The sequence below is a fragment of the Coprococcus comes ATCC 27758 genome (genome assembly GCF_025149785.1).
GTDB lineage: Bacteria > Bacillota > Clostridia > Lachnospirales > Lachnospiraceae > Allocoprococcus > Allocoprococcus comes.
This window is the reverse complement of sequence record NZ_CP102277.1, coordinates 3,281,253-3,303,562: the sequence shown is the minus strand read 5'-3', so window position 1 is coordinate 3,303,562 and position 22,310 is coordinate 3,281,253. Positions and strand designations below refer to the sequence as shown.

Below are 22,310 nucleotides of genomic sequence, written 5' to 3'. Positions count from 1 at the left end.
ACACTTTTCACAAAAAACAATATGAATTATCAGTAAAAATGCCATATTTACAAATGGCATTTTTTTTCATATTATTTAAGCATAAGATATGAAATCGATTACACATTGTATCTAAAGGAGGAGAGAATATGGATTACAGAAAAACCGCAAAGGAAATTCTGAATCATGTGGGTGGAAGTAAGAACATCGTATCTGCTGCCCATTGTGCTACCAGACTTCGCCTTGTCATTGCAGACAACTCGAAAGCGGATAAGACAGCACTTGAGAATGTAGACGGGGTAAAGGGTGTATTTGAAGCATCCGGACAGCTCCAGATCATTCTCGGAACAGGAACCGTCAACAAAGTATTTGATGAATTTATTGCAATCGCAGGCATCACAGCCAGCACGAAAGCAGAAGCAAAAGAAGCTGCTGCCGAAAAGCAGAACTGGTTTATGAAAGCCATCAAGCTTCTGGGAGACATTTTCGTACCGATCATCCCGGCGATCGTAGCCAGCGGTTTCCTTATGGGAATCATGAACGCACTGGATTTCATGAACAATAACGGGTTCTTACACATCAGCACAACCAGCTCGATCTATGTATTTGCAACCCTTTTCAGTAACATTGCTTACACATTCCTGCAGATCCTGATTGCATTCTCCGCTGCAAAAGCATTTGGCGCAAATCCTTACCTTGGCGCAGTTATCGGTATGATCATGATCCATCCGTCCCTGCAGAACGCCTACACAGTTGCAACAGAAGGTGTTCAGCAGACACAGAGCGTGTTCTTCGGACTGTATCACATTGACATGGTCGGCTATCAGGGACACGTTATTCCGGTTGTCATCGCTGTATGGATCTTATCCGTACTTGAAAAGAAGCTTCACAAGATCGTACCGGAAGTTTTAGACCTTTTTGTCACACCGCTTGTCAGCGTATTCGTAACCGGATACCTTACACTTTCCATCGTCGGACCAATCTTCGTATGGGCTGAAAATGCAATCCTCGGAGCAATCCAGTGGATGCTGACACTTCCACTCGGACTTGGAAGTCTGATCATGGGTAGTTTATATGCACCGACCGTTGTTACCGGTATCCATCAGATGTACACAGCCATCGATATCGGACAGCTTGCGAAATACGGTGTAACCTACTGGCTGCCACTCGCAAGTGCAGCAAACGTGGCACAGGGTGCAGCAGCACTTGCCGTTGCTGTAAAATCAAAAGACCAGAAGATCAAATCCCTTGCACTTCCATCATCACTCAGTGCATTTATGGGAATTACAGAACCTGCAATCTTTGGTGTAAACTTAAGATTCTTTAAACCATTTATCGCCGGATGCATCGGTGGAGGATGCGGAGCCCTTTATGCTTCCCTTGTTCACCTCGGTGCAAAAGGAACAGGTGTAACCGGTATCTTCGGAATCCTGCTCTGCCTGAACCAGCCACTTCAGTACGTCATTGAGATGGCAATCGCAGTCGGTGTTGCATTTGCAGTATCCTTCGCACTTTACAAAGACAAGAAGAAAGAACCAGTCGCAGAAGCTCCTGTTACTGTTGCAACTTCTGTTGAGGAAACAGACAGCGAAGAATCTGCTGCTTCCGAAACTAAAACAGCTTCAGGCAATACAAAAACCACTTCTTCCGAAGAAGTGTTAAATGCTCCGGTAAATGGAAAGATCATTCCAAATGATCAGATCGCAGACGATACATTTGCAGCAGAAGTCCTTGGAAAAACCGTAGCGATCGAACCTGCTGACGGTATCATCACCGCACCTTGTGATGGCGAAATCGTAAGCATTTTTGATACCGGTCACGCAGTATGCATCCTGACTGACGGCGGCGCAGAGCTTCTGATCCATGTCGGAATCGACACTGTAAAAATGGATGGAAATGGATTTACAAAGAAAGTATCTGACGGTGCAAAAGTACACGCCGGAGACGTGCTGATCGAAGCAGATTTAAATGCAATAAAAGAAGCCGGACATCCGGCAACAACCATGATGATCCTTACCAATACAGATCTGTATGATTCTGTAGAATGTGCCGCACCCGGCACTGTAACCGGTAAATCATCTGTTATGAAACTTACAAAATAAAATAACTCATGACAAATAATCAGATTTGTCTCCCGCAGCGGGTGTCGGATATCCGTATCAATACGTTTTCCGGACCGTTGCCTGCGGAACTATTTCCAGGAGTGAATCAATATGAACGCATTAACCAGAGATCTTGTAAACTTAGTAAATACAGCAGAAGAGAACCAGACAGCAAAAGAACAGACATCCGGCACACAGTTCCGCGAGAAACTGCACCTGATGCCTCCGGTTGGCTGGCTCAACGATCCGAACGGACTTTGTCAGATGGATGGTGTGTTCCACGCATTTTTCCAGTACTCCCCATTTAACGCCGAAGGCGGTGTGAAAATGTGGGGTCATTACACCAGCACCAATCTGATCGACTGGAAATACAAAGGTGTATCCCTCTACCCGGATCAGCCATTTGACTGCCACGGTGTATATTCCGGATCTGCCTTCCTCGAAGACGGTACAATGTATCTTTACTACACCGGAAATGTCAAGCTGGAAGATGGAGATTTTGATTATATCAACACCGGTCGTGAGGCAAATACCGTACTCGTCACAACCAAAGACGGGATTCATTTTGGCAACAAAAAAGAACTGCTCCGCAACAGCGATTATCCTTCTGACCTGACCTGCCATGTGCGCGATCCGAAGGTCTGGAAAAAGGACGATACCTACTACATGATCCAGGGCGCACGTACTAAAAATGATGTCGGTCAGGCACTGATTTTTGAATCCTCCGATAAAATAAACTGGCACTTCCGCAGCCGTGTAGAATCCGAAAAGCCTTTCGGTTATATGTGGGAATGCCCGGATTATTTTGAAACGGACGGCATCAAAATCCTTTCCTCCTCCGTCCAGGGCCTGGAAGGCAAAGAGTGGGCTGACCGAAATGTATACCAGTCCGGTTACTTCCTTGTGGACGGCGACATTTTAGATTCCTACAAATTATCTCCTTATCATCTGTGGGATTATGGTTTTGACTATTACGCTCCGCAGAGCTTCGAAGCAGAAGATGGAAGACGCATCCATATCAGCTGGATGGGAATGCCGGATTGCGAAGAATATACCAATCCGACCATCAAAGACGGATGGCAGCACTGCTTTACATTTCCAAGAGAAGTCTTCATAAAAGATGGCAAAGTCTGCCAGAAACCGGTTCGCGAGCTGGATGCAAAAAAACAACAGCTTCAGGATGTTCAGAATGAACTTACCCAGAGCGGCTGCCCGGTATATGAAGTAAATGTAGATGGAATTAAGGAGAATCATTTCCAGGCTGTCCTTTCAGATAAACTGATCCTTGACTATGAGAATGGACGGTTCCAGATGCATTTCACAACCAAAAGTAAAACTTCCGTATCCGCAGGCAGAAGCCTTCGCTACGCCGAAGTCGGCACTCTGGAAAATGTAAAAATCCTTGCAGATACTTCTTCCGTTGAAGTATTTGTAAATGACGGAGAATTCGTATTCTCTACAAGATATTATCCAAATGATTATAAGATTGTGGTGCATTCCCCAAGTGCCCACATTACATTCGATAAAATTCAGTAAATCGTATATGGGCAATTCCCCAAAGCTTCCCGTATACGAAAACGCCAGACGGGGTACAGCAATCCCTTTTCCTCCTTTGCATGCTGTATCCTGCCTGGCATTTTTTAATTCTGATTGTTACACAATTGCTTTTCCCGTAAATAAAAGCGAATAGAGCATACTGTTCAATTCCGGATAGCTTTCCAGCTTCTCACGCAAAGACTCAAACAGCATATTTTTTTCTGAAAGCAAAATCCTTACCGCTTCCAGAAATCCCTTCTTCTCCACCTTTTCTTTTTTTATTTCAAATGTTATACTTCATATACAGCAAAAAACAGATAAAGGTAACGAAACACTATGTTAATCAGAAAAACACTTCCAGAAGATGTAGACACGATTTTAAATATTTTTGACACCGCCCGCCAGTTCATGCACGCAACCGGAAACCCGACACAATGGAATGCAAATTATCCGGCTCTCGAAGATCTCGAACCGGATATCCAGAATGGTAACAGTTATGTCTGCGTAGAAAATGATAAGGTCGTTGCCACTTTTACACTTATCATCGGAGACGAGCCGAACTATCAACTCATTGAAAATGGAAGCTGGCGTTCCGAGGCTCCATACGGAACCGTTCACCGCCTTGCATCTGACGGAACAACCAAAGGGATTGCACGGGCTTGCTTTGATTTTTGCAAGACACAAATCTCACATCTGCGTGTAGATACCCACAAGGATAATCAACCAATGCAGGCTTGCTTTAAGCAGAATGGATTTGAAGAATGTGGGATTATTTACGTCAGTGACGGGACTCCGCGGATTGCTTATGAATTTATTAGGATATCTGAATAGAGAGGTATTTTTATGACAATCAATAGTATTTTAGAAGAAATTATAAATCTGTCAAAAAAATATTCTGCTTCTACCGTTATTCTTTTTGGTTCCCGTGCCAAAGGGACTGCGACAGAACGAAGTGATATTGACATCGCCGTATCCGGTATTCCAGATACAGAAAATCTACGGGAAAAGCTTGATAATTTACCCACTTTATACACAATAGACCTTGTCAATCTTGATGAATGTGGAAATCAGTTATTATTGGAGGATATAAGAAAATATGGACGAGAAATTTACAAAAAGATTTGAATCCTTTAAAAATTCACTGGCATCTCTTTCAGAAGCTAATCACTAACCATATATTTCCAGGAGGCTTAATTTCATGTACTATCCACTCGCACAACAAGAATTTGAATCTTACCTTAACGGATACGACCGCGAAAATGACCGCATAAAATTAAAAATCATCCACACCTACGGCGTTGTAAAACAGGCAGAAGAGCTTGCCGGAAGGATGCATCTTTCAGCCGAAGACACCGACCTTGCAAGGCTGATTGCACTCCTTCACGACATCGGGCGTTTTGAGCAGTTAAAGCGCTACGACAGCTTTGAGCCTGGCACAATGGATCACGCTGCTTACGGTGTAAAGGTGCTTTTTGATGAAGGCATGATCCGCCGCTTTCTTCCGGATGACAAATGGGACTCCATCATTTACACTGCAATCGCCCATCACAGCGATTATGAACTCCCTGAGATCTCAGATCCGCAGACACTTTTACACGCAAAGCTGATCCGTGATGAGGACAAGCTGGACAACTGCCGGGTAAAGCTCGTAGACTCCACAAGCACCTTTATTAACGTTTCTGAAGAAGAACTCGGCGCGCAGAACATAACCCAAAAGGTATACGAAACAGTTTTTGAAAACAAATGTATCCTTTCCGCAGACCGCGTAACACAGATGGATTACTGGGTATCTTATATCGTCTATTTCTTTGACATTAACTTCAAAGAAAGCTTTGATATTATAGCGGAAAATAACTACTTAAACCGCATTATTGACAGGATTCCATATAGCAATCCGGTTACAAAAGAACAGATGGAAAATATCCGCGTTTATATGCAGAATTTTATTAATTCCCATACAAACAGCCAATCCTTTTAACTCACTCAGCTTGCAAAATTACCAGGCTGTAAAAAATATTTTTAAACTTTTACAATTTTAGTCAGGCGAATATTTGCCCGCTATTTGTTTAACTTAATCAAAACACAAACCACATAAAAAATCAGGAAACTGACATATGCGCTTTCAGGAAAACAAATTCTAATCTTCATTTATCCTTGAAAGCGTGTACATCATTTTCCTGTTTTTTTATCCTCCTATTGTATTATTTGTATTACGTGGTATAATACAATCAAATCTCACAGAAAGGAGATGCCGATATATGATCATCAAGATCAACATGCAGTCCGAAGTCCCAATCTACCTTCAGCTGCGCAACGAGATTGTCAAAGGAATCGGGCGAGGGGAATTTGAGCCGGGGGAATCGCTTCCGACCGTCCGCCAGATGGCAACCGATCTCGGTATTAACACCATGACCGTCAGCAAAGCTTACCAGCTTTTGAAAACAGAAGGCTTCCTCGAGACAGACCGCCGTAAGGGAACAACCATCTGTTATCCCACTTCCTCTGCTCCACAAGATAACCGCTTTGACGAAAAGCTGGCAGATGAACTGGAACTTTTAAGCGCAGAAGCAAAATTCCACGGCATGACTTTGACCGACTTCCTGGAATTCTGCCAGAGAGCATTTAACGAAATGGAGGTAACAGCGAAATGATGATGCTGATTATATTTTTAATTACAGACATTTCCATGGTCGGCATCTTTGCCGGAGTCTATGGAAATATTGCAAAATACCGGGAAGGAATGCTGATGGGAGTCCATATTCCTAAATCTGAACTTGAACATCCCGACGTAAAAGAGCTTCTCCAGCTTTATAAAAAGCGCAACCGCCAGTTTTATTTGTGGAACATGCTGGCAGGAATTGCGGTATGCCTGCTTTGCTTTACTTACTTTTCTATTTTTATTACCGTATGGACACTGTGGTTCGTAGAATTCTGCCTTCTTACCATTCTCCGTGTCTATCATTATCACCAGAAAGTATACGACATTAAGCAGAAAAATGGATGGATCAGCTCAGCAAATGCAGATGTGTCCGCTGCAGTGGATACCCGCACTTCCTCACAAATTGCGAAAAAGATACTGCCGGCAAAGCTTCATCTGATCCCGGCTGCAGTGATTCTGATCCCTCTGTTTTTCCCGCAGGTCCGTACTTATCTGCTGACCGAAAGTGATGGAAGAGTCATGCTTCTCTGCACAATTCTTGTCGCGGCAGCTTACATGGGTACCGGCTATTTATTCGCCCATATGCCAAACAAAATTTACAGTGAAAATTCACAGATCAACCTGCAGATCAATGCACTAGAAAAGCGTTTATACACCATATTCCTTTTTGTCTCCAACATTTGCAATACCGGCGCCTATCTCGGGATCATCCGGGATATTGCATCCAGCAACTGGATTGGCGGAGTTGGAATGGGCATCTACATTTTCCTCGAACTGATACCGGCTGCCATCATATTGATCATGTTTTTCTGGCTGCGTAAGGAAAAAGAGCGGATCCTCTCCCAGGACAGCACACCATTTTATATTGATGATGACTATTACTGGCGAAAAGGCTGGTACAACAATCCAAATGACAAACGGTATTTTGTACAGGACCGTGTGAACAGCATGAATTATTCTCTGAACTACGGACACCCTTCTGCAAAATATGTCACCGGAGGAATGCTCGTCGGCACCGGACTTCTTCTCCTCTGGATGTGTATCCTCTGTATCCGGATCGATTTTACACCGATCCGCCTGACGGAAAATGCTGCCCAGTATTCTATTACATCCGGCTATAAAACAGCAACCTTTGCTCTCGCTGATGTGGAATCAGTAACTCTTCTGGATAATCTGCCGGATGAAAAATTCTACCGGTCTGATGGTTCCGAAGATAACAGCAAACTTCTCGGTAATTTCCGTGGCAGCAAAACCGGACATTGCCAGATGTATATCTGGATTGAACATCCTCCGGTTCTTCAGATAAAGACAACAGATACCACCATTTTTCTGAACAGCAGCAACGAAGCACAGACTAAAGAATGGTACGATCAGTTAAATGATGCAATTTCTTCGAATAAATAAGCCTTTTTCATTACCATAACAATGCATAATATGAAATATCTTGTAAAGCATAACGCGCCATGCTACAATCATGTTAAAATGTTGGGGGCAAAAATATACGGATTTCACAAAGATAAAAAAGTTCAGAAAGGACTGTAGACAATGACACTTCAAGAATGTTATGTAAAAATTGGTGGCGATTATAATGATATTCTTCACCGGTTTATGAATGAAAATATGATACACAAATTTGTCCTCAAATTTCCGCAAGACAACAATATGGCTTTATTTGAAGAATCTTGGGCTAAAAAGGACTACAAAACCGCATTTCGTGCAATGCATACCTTAAAAGGTGTTGCCGTAAACCTTGGATTTACTGCACTTTACAATGTCAGCAGTGCTCTGACCGAAAAGCTCCGCAGCCAGGAATACGACAACCTTGACGGTTTGATCGCCGATGTCAAAAAACAGTATGATATCGTGATCGAAGCAATTGCAGCCCTTGACTAAATCTTAAAACACTGACGATAAACAGGAAGAGACTGCTTCACCGCAGCCCCTTCCTGTTATGTTTCTCTATAGCTTTTTCTTCAGCATTTCCGGATTTGATGCATAGGAGAGAGCCGTCTCCGCTATGATCCTCCCCTCTTTATACAGATTCAGAAGACCAAAATCCATCGAATGCATTTCTTCTTTATTAGACGAATACACGATTCCATCAATCTGCGGAACCTTATTGTCGCGGATCATATTGCGGATCGCCGGAGTGATCGTCATGATCTCAAATACCGGGACCTGTTTTCCATCCACTGTCGGCACAAGCTGCTGTGAAATTACAGCCTGCAATACCATGGACAGCTGAACTGCAATCTGCCTCTGCTGGTTTGCCGGAAATACATCAATGATACGGTCAACCGTATTTGCTGCTCCGATCGTATGCAGGGTAGAAAATACCAGATGCCCGGTTTCCGCTGCTGTCATTGCCACATCGATCGTCTCATAATCACGCATTTCACCAAGCAGGATCACATCCGGACTCTGCCGGAGCGAAGCACGTAGCGCATTGACATAGCTTTCCGTATCCACATTGATCTCTCTCTGGCTTACAATACTTTTATCATGCCGGTGCAGATACTCAATCGGATCTTCCAGCGTAATGATATGCTTTTCCATTGAATGATTGATCTTATCCACCAGACAGGCAAGCGTAGTAGATTTTCCACTTCCCGCCGGACCTGTCACAAGCACCAGTCCTTTTGACAGGTTATAAAAGCTCATCACCGGGTCCGGAATCCCAATCTCATTCGGCTCCGGCAGTTCAAATGTGATCACACGGATAACAGCTGAGAGCGCACCCCTCTGTTTGTACGCACTGACACGGAATCTCGAAAGTCCCGGAACAGCAAAAGAAAAATCATCATCTCCTTTTTCTTCAAGAACCCGGATGTCCCGTCCTCCTGCCAGCTTATATAATTCCTCAACGCATTCTTTCGTCTGCGGCGGCATCAGCTTTTCTTCCTTCTCCCTGCAGATTCTTCCATTTGCCCGATAAGAAACCGGAAGACCTGCTACAACAAATATATCCGATGCATGATTTAAAACTGCCTGCTGAAGCAGTACAATGATATCCATAGCTCAAACTCCTTTCGCGTCAGTCACTTCCAAGGACCGGAAGTGTTGACTTTTCTTCCCATTTCTCAGATGCTGACTCTTTCCATTTTACAACCTTCTGCGTTCCCTTTACCGGATCTGCCAGGATCTCGACTTCCAGATTCTGACTGTCCGTGACCGGAACCACATAGGAAATATCCAGATTCGCTCCGTCTTCTTCAGCTGTCACGCCCTCAATCTGTCGAATCGCAAATACAGGATCCTCTTTTGCAAATGCATCATCGATCTGCGCCATAATCTGCGCCGCTTTTGCATTTGCCTCACAATACGCCGTTTCCCGGCCGGCAAGCTGCTGACTATAACTCTGATCCCTTTTTGCACTTGACAGTGAGAGTGTGGCAAATGTCACCAGACACAGGATTACAAAGATCACAAGCAGGTACGACGTTCCGATCTGAATCCCCGGGTATGATCCCCTTTTCTTTCTCTTCATCCTGTCACTCCCTTTCCGTGCCTGTCATCCGGTCTGTTTCCACCGAATAGATTTCTTCCGGCTGTTCTCCGGACAGGCGCTGCACCGTAAATGTTCCATGCAAAAGCTTTCCATCCGGCTCCACCCGGATCACGATCTCATACGAAGCCTCATCCTTACTGCATTCCTGCCAGTCTGCGTCATAGAAGACCTCCGTGTCCTCCGTCAGCGCATCCGCAAGAAAAAGCTCTGTATACCCGGAAACCTTCTCAAGCGCCGTATTCAGTTCCTGTGTCTCGCGGCTGATCGTGTGCGCCTTCACAAAAATCTGCACACACACCGCAGAAGCAAGGCAGAAAAATAAAATTGCAATCATCAGTTCCAGCAAAAACAGGCTGGAACGCTTTGCCGGTGTCCGTTCCATAAATCTTCTCCCATCTATCTTGCAGCGCTCTTCACACTGACAAATGTATCTGTCTTTTTCCCGTCTTCATTTTCACAATACAGATGAAAAATCCCATCTGAAGTTTCCTTAGCCTCGAAGTCCTTTGTTGCCAGGATCTTCCGTCCATCGGATGCTTTTGCTTCCGTTCCATCCCGGACAAAAAGCTCTCTTAAGTATCCATCATACGCATACAGATATGTCACATAATCCTTCTCATCATAACGCTGCCGGATCACGAGAGCATTTTCCCCATCAAAGGTTCCGTCTGCTATCGCACCATTTTCATCATTCTGGTGCATTTTCTCCGTCACATAGGCAAGTGCCGTCCGTCCCGAATAGGAAGCTGACGAGGTCTTCACCTGCCGGCTGTAAAATCCCGATGCAAGAACCACAATGGCGACCGATGATGCCGCCAGCACGAAAAAGACTGCAAGAGGAAAAAGAAAATCAATCACATGCTTTTTTTCATTTCTACGCTTCATGTCCATTTCCTCCTATCGTTCGATCACCGTAATGTCCGGAAGAATATTGGCACCGGCAATCTGATAATCAATAAAAAACTGCTTCTTGTCATACTGGATCCCACAGTTTTCCGTCAGATCATCAAGCGTCTCCGGATAGTGTCCTTCCAGCGCATAGTACTGCGTCACACCACGCCAGAGTGCATTTTCCAGACTTTCCTTCTGCCTGCGTCTTGTCGTGTCCGAAAGCCTTTCAAATCCACTGAAAAAAGCACTGCAGATACATACAAACAGCAGAAGGGACAAACAGAAATTCCGAAGTGGGTGCTGCCGTTTTCCGTGATAAAACCGTTCCCGTTCTTTTCTCCACATAGCATACCTCCTAAAGTCCTGACATAATTCCAAGAAGCGGAAGCATAACCGACAGAAGGATCGTTCCGACGATCACCGACAGGATGATCACCAGCGTCGGTTCCAGAACTGCGATCATAGAAGAAAGCTTTTCATCCACTTCCTCCTCACACTCATCGGCAATCCTTCCCATCATCTCATCCATCATTCCGGCTTTCCCGGCAATGGATGTCATCCGCGCATAAACACCTGTGAAGATTCCGGCTTTCACCAGTGCCTCTGCGATATCCGTTCCATTTTCCATATCCGCTTTGCATTCTGCTACTTTCTTCCGGAAATCATCATCCTCGATCAGGTTCTCTGAAAATTCCATTCCCTGTTCCGGCGTCAGTCCGCTTTTCAGTGCCAGTGACATTCCTCCGGCAAACCGGCATGCCGACAGCTTATCCTTCAGCTCCCTTGAAAATGCAAACCCGGATCCGATGTGATACATTTTCTTTCTGCCGCTCTCTGTCTTTGTAAAATAAATACCCGCACAGACGATCACCGCCAAAAGTACCGCAAACACCGCCGAATATCTGGAAAGAGCATTGCCTGCAAGCAGGATCCCTCTTGAAAATCCGGTCATTTCCTGTCCAAACTGGCGGAACACCTGATCAAATACCGGCATAACCTTTGTCATCAAAATGATAATGATCACCAGCATCATCCCGATCATCAGAAGGGGATAGGAGATGGCACTCCGGACACTTCTCCTGATCGCTTCCTCTCGGTCATAATGCTCCGCCAGAGATTCCATTACTTCATCTAAAGTTCCTGTCTCTTCTCCGATCTGCGTCATACGGATCAGATACTCCGGAAATACTTTCGTCTCTTCCAGCGCCTGATCCAGCCTGCCCGTATCCATCACTGACTGATAAATCTCATCCAGCAGCTCTTTTTCTGCCTTCGTCTGCGCATCCTCCCGGAGAAGATCAACTCCCTCCAGGGAAGAAATCCCAGACTTCAGGATCATTGCCATTTCACTGCAGAACGAAGCAATTTCCAGATTCGTAAGCTTCCCCTGCTGTGTCCGCTTTTCCATATATGCCATCCTCCTTTTCACATTCCTGCCACATTCTTCTTATCCGGCTTCCTTTTATCTAATAGGTATACTTTGTGACATAATTCTTTCCATTTCCCACATACTTCTTCACATCCGAAGCACTGTTGTTTGCAGCAAGTGTCGGATCCATGATCGACCAGTTCTTTCCGTCAAATTCAATGATGTTATCCACCCAGCCGATCTCATCAACATAACAGCTGATCCACGCATGATACACATCACCGGAATAGCCAACCTCCAGCTTCGTCGGAATCCGCTGCGACCGGAGCATTGCCGACATCAACGCCGCATAATCAAAACAGATTCCTTTCCCGGTATCCAGTGTCTCATCCGGATCCGGTGTGTACCCATACGGAACATTCTCCGCTTTCTTTTTATCATAGGAAATATTTTTAATTACAAAATTATAAATCTGCGTTACCACATCCAGATCAGAATAGCAGTCCTTTCCTGCAAGACTCTCACCCTTTTTTACACACTTGGAATCTGCCGTGAAATTCACATAATAATTCGGATGCAGAAACGGGGCAAATTCATCTGTGATCTGTACGTCCAGATCCTGGGTAAAGCTTACCGCATACAGATTGTCCTCTACAGACACACTCTCCAGAAGTGTTACCTTATAAGAACCATTCCCGCCCGGAAGCGGATAAACCGCATAATCACCAACAACCGTAACCGGATAGGTATACTCTGTGCCATCCGGGGATGTCACCTGGAGCTTGACTTTTTCATTACTTCCATTATAACAGATCATCACATAGCCATCTGCCGTATGGGATGCATCCAGTACAACCAGGTCATTTCCATATGTCACTTCACCGGAAGCCTCCGTCTGAAGCACCTGCGCCGACGGATCTCTCGGATCCCCCTTTTTCCCGGACTGGCTTTTTTTCCCCTCCGATGCACATCCGCCAGGTATCAGTACACCTGTCAGAAATAGCAGAAAAAAGAAAAGAAAAATCCTCTGCCAGCGTCTTTTTTGTTCATATAAATCGTTCTGCCGCACAGAATTCCTCCTTTCTTTTCCACAGTGAAACAGTCCCAAAAACTCAACTAGAAAAATTATAGCATAATCAAAACATTAAAAGAAGTTATTTGGTCTAAACTGCTTTAATTTATTTGACAAAGAAATCAAAGACCATTACAATAGAAATCAGTTATAAACCATCACAATAGTAAAATTGGGGGTTAATTTATGAGTGATCATTTACCTGTCTTAAAGGTTCGTTTATTCGGAGGATTCTCAGCAAGCTACGGAGAGATTCCCGTATCATTCGGACGCAACACAACGACAAAAGCAATGAAATTGTTGCAGATATTACTCTACCATGGCGATACCGGTATCTCCAGAGATAAGCTTCTTGATGAACTGTACGGAAGAGAAGAACTTGCCGATGCTGCCAACAACCTTCGGGTAACCGCACACCGTCTTAAAAAGATCATCGTAGATGCCGGACTTCCGAGCCATGATTATATCAACATCAAAAAAGGTATTTACCGATGGGATGCTCCCATGCCGACCGAAGTTGATGCACATCAGTTTAAGGTTCTGGCAAAAGACGTGCAGGCGTGTACCGATAAGGTAAAAAAGCTGGCACTTCTTAAGAAGATCTGTCTGATGTACCGTGGGGAATTTCTTCCAGAACTTTCAGGAGATGAATGGGTCCTTGTTGAAAGCGTCCAATATAAGAATATTTATTCTGAATCCCTTCAGGAGCTCTGTAAGCTTCTGATCGAACGCGGAGATTATGAAGAGACGCTTCGTTTCTGTGAGCCGGCATGCCAGTTATATCCGTTCGATGAATGGCAATCCGTCCGCATCGACTGCTATATGGCATTGAACCGCTATAAGGATGCTGTGCAAGAATATGAGAACACTGCCAAATTATTTTTCGAAGAGCTTGGAATCCGCCCTTCTGAACATATGATGCAGCAGTTCGAGCAGATGAGCAGCCGCCTTAACTACAAACCACAGGAACTCGGCGACATCAAGGAACGTCTGAAAGAGGACGATATACGCGGCGGTGCTTTTTACTGCAGCCTGCCAAGTTTCCGTGACAGTTACCGTCTCGTTTCCCGAATCATTGAGAGGAACGGACAGTCCGTATACTTAATGTTATGTAGCATCACCAACGGAAAAGGAATGCCGATGGACAAGCCGGACAAGCTTGAAGTTCTTTCAGGCGAGCTTCAGAATACGATCCAACAGTGTCTGCGTAAAGGGGACTCCTTTACCAAATACAGCCCATCACAGTTTCTGATACTTCTCGTTGGTACGAACAAAGAGAACTGCAGCATGATTTTCGACAGAATCCAGAGATACTTCTCCAGAGAGCATAAAAGCTGGAAGCAGTACCTGGACTACTTCGTGTCCTCTGTAGCCGAAGTAGACCGGCAAGATTCACCGATTCAGTTCAATACTGAGAATAAAACCTGGTAAGCTGCAATCATGTTATCTTCGCAGCAGGGCAGAAATGGAGATAATTTATGGAACAAAGCTATCAAATCAGTTGGTATGCACCAAACTTTATTAACATGTGTATTGATAATATTAATGATGGAGAGCTGTCCGGTCGGATTTATCACTGCTACAGCAAAGAACCCTGGAAATTCACCAATATCCTTCAGCTGATCGAATTAGCTGATGATTTCTTCGACAAACTCGAATTTCCACAGGCATCCACCAGCGCACGTTCTTTCACTTCAACCCAGTTTTCAGTTGTTGACCGGCTTGATAAAGTACAGTCACCGGAAGATTTCATCGAGAATCGTGGACAAAAAGGGACTTTCTTTCTCAATGTCAGATACCGCCAGAATTCATCCTGGCAGGGCATCGTCCGCTGGATTGAAGGTAACTCTACACAACAGTTTGTAAGCGTACTTGAACTGCTTAAAATTCTCAGCAATGCATTAGTTTAAAGGAATGGCATTGTGAGAGATATCATTACATGAATGAATAAGAATTATACAGGCATTGTCTGATCACGGAATGTGATCGGAGGGTGCCTTTTAATTATCTTATAATTTTATTCTTTCTTAATTGCTTTTCATAAAAAACTCCAGTACCATTTGAATAGGCGTATGTAGAAAATCGAATCATATATGATATATGAATTCTTTGATTGTAGAAAAAATTATATATCTACATGAAACATGAGATATGGCGAATTTACTTATGAACTGTTTTCTATTATAATGGAGGTAAGCAATGAGAAAACAAAAGAAGAAATCTCGCCATAGCAAACAAACCCACAACCGGCAGTATAAAGACCGGTTATGGAGAATGATCTTTAATAACAAAGAAGATCTGCTGCAGCTTTATAATGCGATCAACCACACGGACTATCAGAATCCCGATGACCTGGAAGTAAATACATTGGAAGATGTCCTTTATCTGTCCATGAAAAATGATGTATCCTTCCTAGTTGGCGGAACCATGAATCTGTATGAGCATCTAAGCACTTTTAACCCAAACATGCCGCTTCGCGGAGTCTTTTATTTCTCCCGGTTATATGAAGGGTATGTTGCAGATAATAATCTGATGATCTACCATGAAAAAAGAGTCCGGCTTCCAAAACCGAAATATATTGTCTTTTACAATGGTACAAAAAATCAGCCAGATTCCATGGAGTTAAGGCTTTCAGACTGCTTTGAAAATACAGATAACGATGCACCTTGCCTGGAATGCACCGCAACCATGTTGAACATCAACTATGGTCACAATCAGGAACTGATGAAGCACTGTAGAAGGCTTGAAGAATATTCCATATTCGTCCAATGTGTCAGGGAATATATACAATCGGAACCTTCTGTGGAAGATGCATTAGAAAAGGCAATTGATACCTGTATTAATCAGGACGTGTTGGCAGATTTTCTCAAGAAACATCGAGCGGAGGTGACAAATATGATCCTGACGACATATGACAAAGACTTATATGAGAAAACCTTGAAGGAAGATGCCAGAGAAGAAGGTAGAGAAGAAGGACTTATGGAAGGACGCGCTGAAACCAGAGCAGAATTAAACCAGTTAACCATATGTCTTCTAAATGCCAAACGCTACAACGATCTGGAACATGCCGCAAAAGACATTGAATACCAAAAGAAATTATTAAAAGAATTTGGCATTGAATAAAAACTAAATAACCCTTACCCCATCCCGTGACTGATCACCGTCTAAGATGCAGTGCATCTCCCCTATATCAGTCACGGGATCTTTTTGTCCGGAAAATTCCTCTCCCTCGCCGCTATAACCAGATCACTCCTTTTCTATGCGCTCCCCTCAATCTATACTTTTTGCACTTCCATCACATTATTCCCCACTTTTACTTCTATTCTAATATCCCAATACATATAGTAGAGTCAGACACAAATATTACGCACTCCTACAAATCATGATGTTGGGGTTCAAAGGTATTTTGACCCCTTTGATACCAGATTGCTACGTGCTTTGCACTCTCGCAATCCTCAAAAACATTCGTAATCCGCTCATTTTTCTTTGAAAAAAGGCTACTTACTCATGTTTTTGGCTGGTCAAGAGGTCAAAAATCCTCTTGCAAGCAAGCTTGCATCGGCTTTCTGACCTTTTGACCCTGGTATCAAATCATTATATTATTACAAAAACATGACTATTTCTTGTTATAACTTAAAAAAGTTAATATTTTTCGTTATTGGTAATGATTCACGTAATGCTTTGTCAGATACAATACCTATATAAGATAAAAAAGTCTAAATAATTAGGAAGGGCAGATGAAAACTGACATGAATAAAAAGCAAAAAAATACAAGAACTTTTTTAATAAAAATCATGGATCAGCAGAACGGTACCTGGCAGGGCAGCGTTACCTGGGTGGAAGAGCAGCGAGAGCAGCATTTCCGCAGTGCCCTTGAATTATTGAAGCTGATAGACGGAGCACTTGATAACAATTATGAAGTCAGAATTGAGGAATAGAAGGAGGACGCCATGAAAAGTAATACAAAGAAACGTTTAATAGCATTCATGCTTTGCATGGTATTAGTGCTTAGCAGTGCAACATCAGCTTTTGCTGATGAGCCACAGAACACAGACAGCCAGAGTCAGACCGAAGCAGTAGCAGAACCGGCGGCAGATGAGGCTACAGGAGATGAGGCAGCGGTGAACTCCTCAGAGCAACAGCAACAAGAGGAGCAGCAACCGGAACAACAACAACAAGAGGAGCAGCAACCGGAACAACAGCAGCCTGAGACAGAAGCTCCTACAGTTGAGGCACCGGCTGAACAGCCGGCAGCAGAAGAGGCACAGCCGATTCAGCAGCTTACTTATGAAGATGATAATGTAAAGATAACAGTCGATGCTGTTGAATCCGGTAATATTCCGGAAGGTGCAACACTTTCTGTTACTCCTGTCATCAAACAAGAAATCACTGATTCCATGAGTGATGAAGAAAAAGCAAAAGCTGAAGAACTGAATGATCAGTATGATCACACAGAGAAAAAGCTGAATGAAAAAGCTGAAAACGAAACTTACGATATCGCAGGTTTCCTTGCTTACGATATTACTTTCGTAGATGCAGATGGAAACAAGATGGAGCCGAATGGAAATGTGAAAATTTCCATGGATTATAAAAAGACAGAAATCCCAGAAGAAGCAAAGAAAGCCCTTGAAGAAAAGAACGATGAACAGAACCTTGATGTAACTGTTATGCATCTGGAAGAAGACGAACAGGGTGAGGTTAAAGAAGTTGTTGATATGGTTGCAGATGAGACAAAAGAAGCAACAGTAGAAACAACTGAAACTAAAGAAGTTGAAAAAGCAGCATTTGTTACAAATAGTTTTTCAACCTTTACAATTACATGGAAAAAAGACTCCGCCACTTACTTTAAGCTGACTCTTCATCATGTTGATGAAAAAGGTAACGAACTTCCAACAACTCTATCATCTGATGCAACACTTAATTATAACTCTGACATATCTTTTTCTGATTATGTTGAAATAATTGATAATTATGATTATAAATATGCAAAGGTAGATAAAATATCCGGAAAGACTGTTACGTCTGCTGTTACAAATGGTAGTTCTGGTAAGCGCGCTAAATTAACTTTATATAACGGAAAAGATAATAAGATTGAAACTCTATCTTATTCTACTACCACCAAAAATATTTATCTAGTTTATACCGCAAAATCTACTGGTAGTACTGGCAGTGGAACAATTGAGGATACAGCACCACAGCTTTCCCATCAGAAATATATCAAAAAGAAAGATGGAAATAATTATGATTTAACGTTGAATGTTTCTAGTAAAAAAGGAACAACTAGTTCTAAAAAGAAATTTGACATTGTACTAATAATGGATACTTCTACTTCCATGAGTAATAACAATAAATGGAGAAATAGTAAAACTGCTGTTAATAAACTAATAGATACTCTTTCCAGTCAAACAACCGTAGATGTCAATTACCGTTTAGTTACTTTTGGAACTACTGCACAAATACAAACTAACTGGACAACCGGAGAAACCGTAAAATCAACTTTATCTAATTATTCTATTAAAGAAGACCAAGGTACAAACTATGAAGATGGTTTAGTAAAAACAAAAGAAGCTTTATCAAGTGGTACTCGGGCTGATGCCGAAAAAATTATAGTATTTTTAACTGATGGGCAACCTACTTTTTATAAATCTGGCACAAGTTATGCTGGCCCTGGTAGCAGTACTAGTTATAGAGTATATCAACATGCACTTGACGCAGCTGCAAAACTTAAATGTGACAGAATAATTCCTGTAGGAATCGGGTTAAAATCGGTAGAAAAATATTCCTACGACAGTTACTCGGATCAGCAAAAGGTTCCTGATTCAGCTACTGTTCTTTTACAAAATGTTGCGAATAAAGTAAATGCAACTACCAAAGACACCGTATTTAATTCAGATTCTTCTGGTTCAAACTTGTCCACGAAATTTAGCGAAATAGCAGCAGACATTCAGAAGTTTCCTTGTAAAAATGTTACTATTAAGGATACTTTAAGTGAATATGTTGAAACGACTGCTAATACTAAATTACAACTCCGAATGGTTAAAAAGACAACTGCGAACGATCACGATACTTACGAAAATCAAGGAAAGCAAGAAATTCCATTAACCGATGAAGACCTTATCAGTACAAATGGAAAAGCTGTATCAATAAATGAAAAGAACCTTGGAACCGTAAAATATGATTCAGCTAAAAAGCAGGTAACTTGGAGCTTGGGTGAGAATTATGAACTTAAAGACGATATTTATTACTACATCACAATAACTGACGTAAAACCTACTACATCAGCCGAAGAAAAATATAAAACTGATAAAGCCTATACTAATACAGGAGATTCCAATACGGATGCTTCAGCTGATGGTAATTATGGAACGATGGGAAATGCAAATGATTCTTCTTCTGGTAAAAAAGGTTTCCCTTCCAATGATAATACAAACCATAATTCATCAGTAACTTATACTAATACAAAAACTAATGAACCTCAAACAGAAGATTATCAGAAACCAGTTATTCAAGTTGATGTAGAATTAATAGAAGGTGATCTTCAGACAAGTAAAACAGCAAAAGTTGATAATTGGGATGATAGAACTTATAACATTACATTAAATGCATCTTCTAATTATACAAAAATAACATCCAAAGAACCAGAACCTGTAAAAATTGTATTTGTACTTGATACATCTGGATCTATGCATTTTAGAAGTTCTTTAGTTCCTTACAAGACATGCACTACAGATGCTCTTGATAAAGAAGAAACTTATTATTATGTTCTTTCAACAGATGCTGCGACAATGTATAGAGTTAAATACTCTGATGGAAATTGGTATTATATTGATGATAGTAAAGAAGGGCTAGGTGAAAAATTAACTGATAACAAAGAGCGCTTGTATTATACAACAAATGATGCAAATGACAGATTCTACTATTTAAAACAAGCAGCTACTAATTTTACTACTCAATTGGCACAAAGTTCACCGAATAGTGAGATTGCATTGGTAACATTCAATAAGACTGCAACAGAACAGTTCGATTTTAAAAATGTAGGTAAAGACTCTGCATATATAACCGAAACAATCAATGCCATGGAAACATCTGGTGGAACACATCAAAATGAAGGTCTTGATAGAGCGTATAAGATTCTGAACAATGATCAAAATACATCTAATTTAAAACGATACGTTGTATTATTGACAGATGGATGTCCAAATGGTGTAACCTATGATCAGATTACTACTTCAATAAATAAAATTAAATCTACAAATACGAAATTAATTACAGTTGGAGTAGGATTAGATGAAACAAATACGGGACTTAAAGCCGCAAAGGATTACCTGCAAGCAAACGCAGATGACAATATGGCTTATAACGCTAATGATGCATCTCACCTTAATACAATCTTTACTCAGATTCTTGGACAGACAACAAATAGTAATACTCCACTTAGTGTAGAAAATGCTACTATTACAGATTATATTGATCCAAGATTTGAATTAACCGAAGAAACTAAAAAAGAACTGAACAAAGATTCAAATGTAACAATTGCTGGTGATGAAACGTCTGGTTATTATATCACTTGGAAAAATCAGACGATTAACTATTCTACTGATGGAAAACCAACTTGGACTAAAACATTCCAGGTAAAAGCAAAAGATACATTTATCGGTGATAACAACGTAACTACAAATGGCGCACAATCTGGTATAACTTATAAAGTAACCACAAAAGCAGATTACACGACTAAGTTATTCCCACAACCAACTGTCAACGTAAAATCACAATTAAAAGTTGATAACAATACCGCAACCATCTTCAAAGCAGATTCCATTCCTACTGATAAAGATGTTCTCGGAAAACTTTTTGGTGGTGGAGATGTTACCTCATATGAGAATGGTACTTTAAGTGAAACAGATTTTAAGAACCTTATAGATAATAAGAGACTTACATTAGAATGGTTTACAAAGTCAGATTTAACTACTTCAATTACTCCAGATGAGATGGAAAAGATCACACCTGATGATACAACATCTTATTATTTAAAAGTTACTTATAAGACCAATGAGCCTACATCTGAAAGTAAAGCAAATACAACAAAAGATAGTATAACATACATTTCTGGTGGCGGCACTCATAGTACTGTAGCTGTAAATAAAAATGATGATACTAAAAATTATGGTATTTACAAAATTAACGTTATCAAAGGTGAAATTAAGCTTACTAAACAATTAGCAACATCAAGTACAGAAGATAGGCAATTTACTTTCACTTTAAAGAAATATGATACTGATTATCCAGTACTGTGGGATGCTACTTTAAAGGCTTATCGTCCAGGAACAGCTGATGAAATAACCAATGGAACAGCTACTTCAACAATTACAGTAACTGTATCTGCTAATAAGTCATCTGGTGAAATTGCAATTAAAAATTTGCCACGCGGAAACTATAAGCTTTCAGAAAATGACCAAACTGATTATGCTATAGAAAATGTTGTAATTGGCGATACTACAAACTGTTGGAGCAATAACAAAAACATAACTGGTGATACAGTAACATTTACTATGGGTAATAATACAAATAATACAAATGTTATTGTAAAGGACGATCAAAATCATACTTGGAAGCAAGATTCAACAGACGGTGCCGGACAGTTAGGTGTTGTAACTTACACAAATGAAAATGTAATTAGTAATTGGGGAATTCAGAAGACCAGTTCAACTAACAGTAACTTAAAACTTAAAGGTGCTCGTTTTGAGCTTAAATCTGCAAACAATACTTATATTGGTGTATCTAATCAAAATGGTTTTGTAAATTGGTATACATCTTATACTGATGAAAATACCAATACTCCATTAATGGAAAAGATGCAAGTTGGAACCTATACTTTAAAAGAAATATATGCTCCAGTAGGTTATGCAAAGAGTACAGAAACCTGGACTGTAGTTATTAAAAAGAATGGTTCTTTAAAGAGTATTACAAGTAGCGCAGGAACAACTATAAAAACAAATTCTCAAACAGCTGGCACAACAACAATTACTTTATATCAGTTTGAGAACACACCTTTATACGACCTCCCATCAGCCGGAGGCAATGGAATTTACCTGTATATGATTGGCGGTATCTTACTTATGTTCGCAGCCGCATGGATCTTATATAAAAACAAATGCAGGGAGGTGCTGGAAAGATAATTTGAACAATTTACTTTT

General features: G+C 41.5%; 21 protein-coding genes. 13 read left to right on the top strand and 8 right to left on the bottom strand.

All coding sequences use genetic code 11. The features are described 5' to 3' along the window. Window positions 1–128 precede the first annotated feature (128 nt). Window positions 129–2,081 carry a PTS beta-glucoside transporter subunit IIBCA gene (locus NQ556_RS16080; protein WP_008371224.1) on the top strand — a complete coding sequence of 651 codons (1,953 nt, stop codon included), beginning with the start codon at window positions 129–131 and terminating at the stop codon, window positions 2,079–2,081. Between the two features lie 111 nt (window positions 2,082–2,192). Next, a complete protein-coding gene (locus tag NQ556_RS16075) occupies window positions 2,193–3,617 on the top strand; it encodes a glycoside hydrolase family 32 protein (RefSeq protein WP_204575743.1) in 1,425 nt (474 codons plus the stop codon). A gap of 117 nt (window positions 3,618–3,734) precedes the next feature. On the opposite strand, the gene NQ556_RS16070 is transcribed toward NQ556_RS16075, so the two are convergent. Continuing rightward, on the bottom strand, window positions 3,735–3,884 hold the full coding sequence (locus NQ556_RS16070; RefSeq protein ID WP_008371218.1) for a hypothetical protein: 150 nt from the start codon (window positions 3,882–3,884) through the stop codon (window positions 3,735–3,737). A gap of 69 nt (window positions 3,885–3,953) precedes the next feature. Here NQ556_RS16070 and NQ556_RS16065 point away from each other — a divergent pair, with 69 nt between their 5' ends. The 6 genes from NQ556_RS16065 (at window position 3,954) to NQ556_RS16040 (ending at window position 8,169) form a co-directional block, all read left to right on the top strand. After that, window positions 3,954–4,448, top strand: coding sequence for a GNAT family N-acetyltransferase (locus NQ556_RS16065; RefSeq protein ID WP_008371216.1), 495 nt, complete (start codon window positions 3,954–3,956; stop codon window positions 4,446–4,448). A gap of 12 nt (window positions 4,449–4,460) precedes the next feature. Beyond that, complete coding sequence (locus NQ556_RS16060; RefSeq protein ID WP_204575741.1) at window positions 4,461–4,742, top strand: nucleotidyltransferase family protein; 282 nt, start codon at window positions 4,461–4,463, stop codon at window positions 4,740–4,742. 73 nt (window positions 4,743–4,815) lie between these two features. Next, the gene (locus NQ556_RS16055) at window positions 4,816–5,595 is read left to right on the top strand and encodes an HD domain-containing protein (RefSeq protein ID WP_044998832.1); all 780 of its coding nucleotides are present in this window, start codon (window positions 4,816–4,818) and stop codon (window positions 5,593–5,595) included. 280 nt (window positions 5,596–5,875) lie between these two features. Continuing rightward, entirely contained in the window at window positions 5,876–6,268 is a 393-nt protein-coding gene (locus NQ556_RS16050) for a GntR family transcriptional regulator (RefSeq protein ID WP_008371210.1), read from the top strand. Beyond that, on the top strand, window positions 6,265–7,680 hold the full coding sequence (locus tag NQ556_RS16045; RefSeq protein ID WP_117836006.1) for a hypothetical protein: 1,416 nt from the start codon (window positions 6,265–6,267) through the stop codon (window positions 7,678–7,680). The genes NQ556_RS16050 and NQ556_RS16045 overlap by 4 nt, the downstream gene beginning before the upstream one ends. Window positions 7,681–7,821: 141 nt before the next feature. After that, entirely contained in the window at window positions 7,822–8,169 is a 348-nt protein-coding gene (locus NQ556_RS16040; protein WP_008371204.1) for an Hpt domain-containing protein, read from the top strand. A 66-nt stretch (window positions 8,170–8,235) separates the two neighbouring features. On the opposite strand, the gene NQ556_RS16035 is transcribed toward NQ556_RS16040, so the two are convergent. Genes NQ556_RS16035 through NQ556_RS16005 form a run of 7 tightly spaced genes read right to left on the bottom strand, consistent with a single transcriptional unit; the run spans window position 8,236 to window position 13,113 of the window. Continuing rightward, window positions 8,236–9,291 (bottom strand): type IV pilus twitching motility protein PilT, encoded by a 1,056-nt coding sequence (locus NQ556_RS16035; protein ID WP_008371203.1) that lies wholly within the window; start codon window positions 9,289–9,291, stop codon window positions 8,236–8,238. Window positions 9,292–9,310: 19 nt separating this feature from the next. Beyond that, window positions 9,311–9,763 (bottom strand): hypothetical protein, encoded by a 453-nt coding sequence (locus NQ556_RS16030; protein ID WP_008371201.1) that lies wholly within the window; start codon window positions 9,761–9,763, stop codon window positions 9,311–9,313. A gap of 4 nt (window positions 9,764–9,767) precedes the next feature. Then, window positions 9,768–10,166 (bottom strand): hypothetical protein, encoded by a 399-nt coding sequence (locus NQ556_RS16025; protein WP_008371199.1) that lies wholly within the window; start codon window positions 10,164–10,166, stop codon window positions 9,768–9,770. A gap of 14 nt (window positions 10,167–10,180) precedes the next feature. Then, complete coding sequence (locus NQ556_RS16020; RefSeq protein ID WP_044998830.1) at window positions 10,181–10,669, bottom strand: DUF4860 domain-containing protein; 489 nt, start codon at window positions 10,667–10,669, stop codon at window positions 10,181–10,183. Between the two features lie 12 nt (window positions 10,670–10,681). Then, the gene (locus tag NQ556_RS16015; protein ID WP_008371196.1) at window positions 10,682–11,020 is read right to left on the bottom strand and encodes a hypothetical protein; all 339 of its coding nucleotides are present in this window, start codon (window positions 11,018–11,020) and stop codon (window positions 10,682–10,684) included. 10 nt (window positions 11,021–11,030) lie between these two features. Next, complete coding sequence (locus NQ556_RS16010) at window positions 11,031–12,083, bottom strand: type II secretion system F family protein (RefSeq protein ID WP_044998829.1); 1,053 nt, start codon at window positions 12,081–12,083, stop codon at window positions 11,031–11,033. Window positions 12,084–12,141: 58 nt separating this feature from the next. Next, on the bottom strand, window positions 12,142–13,113 hold the full coding sequence (locus NQ556_RS16005) for a transglutaminase-like domain-containing protein (RefSeq protein ID WP_243426625.1): 972 nt from the start codon (window positions 13,111–13,113) through the stop codon (window positions 12,142–12,144). A 189-nt stretch (window positions 13,114–13,302) separates the two neighbouring features. On the opposite strand from NQ556_RS16005, the gene NQ556_RS16000 reads away from it, so the two are divergent. From NQ556_RS16000 to NQ556_RS15980, 5 genes are all read left to right on the top strand, one after another. After that, a complete protein-coding gene (locus tag NQ556_RS16000; protein WP_008371186.1) occupies window positions 13,303–14,547 on the top strand; it encodes a BTAD domain-containing putative transcriptional regulator in 1,245 nt (414 codons plus the stop codon). A 47-nt stretch (window positions 14,548–14,594) separates the two neighbouring features. Further along, window positions 14,595–15,026 carry a hypothetical protein gene (locus NQ556_RS15995; protein WP_008371184.1) on the top strand — a complete coding sequence of 144 codons (432 nt, stop codon included), beginning with the start codon at window positions 14,595–14,597 and terminating at the stop codon, window positions 15,024–15,026. Window positions 15,027–15,315: 289 nt separating this feature from the next. Beyond that, a complete protein-coding gene (locus tag NQ556_RS15990) occupies window positions 15,316–16,239 on the top strand; it encodes a hypothetical protein (protein WP_008371182.1) in 924 nt (307 codons plus the stop codon). Between the two features lie 614 nt (window positions 16,240–16,853). Next, window positions 16,854–17,054, top strand: a complete 201-nt coding sequence (locus NQ556_RS15985; protein ID WP_008371181.1) for a hypothetical protein — start codon at window positions 16,854–16,856, stop codon at window positions 17,052–17,054. Between the two features lie 12 nt (window positions 17,055–17,066). Beyond that, window positions 17,067–22,292 carry a VWA domain-containing protein gene (locus NQ556_RS15980; protein ID WP_204575738.1) on the top strand — a complete coding sequence of 1,742 codons (5,226 nt, stop codon included), beginning with the start codon at window positions 17,067–17,069 and terminating at the stop codon, window positions 22,290–22,292. Window positions 22,293–22,310 lie beyond the last annotated feature (18 nt).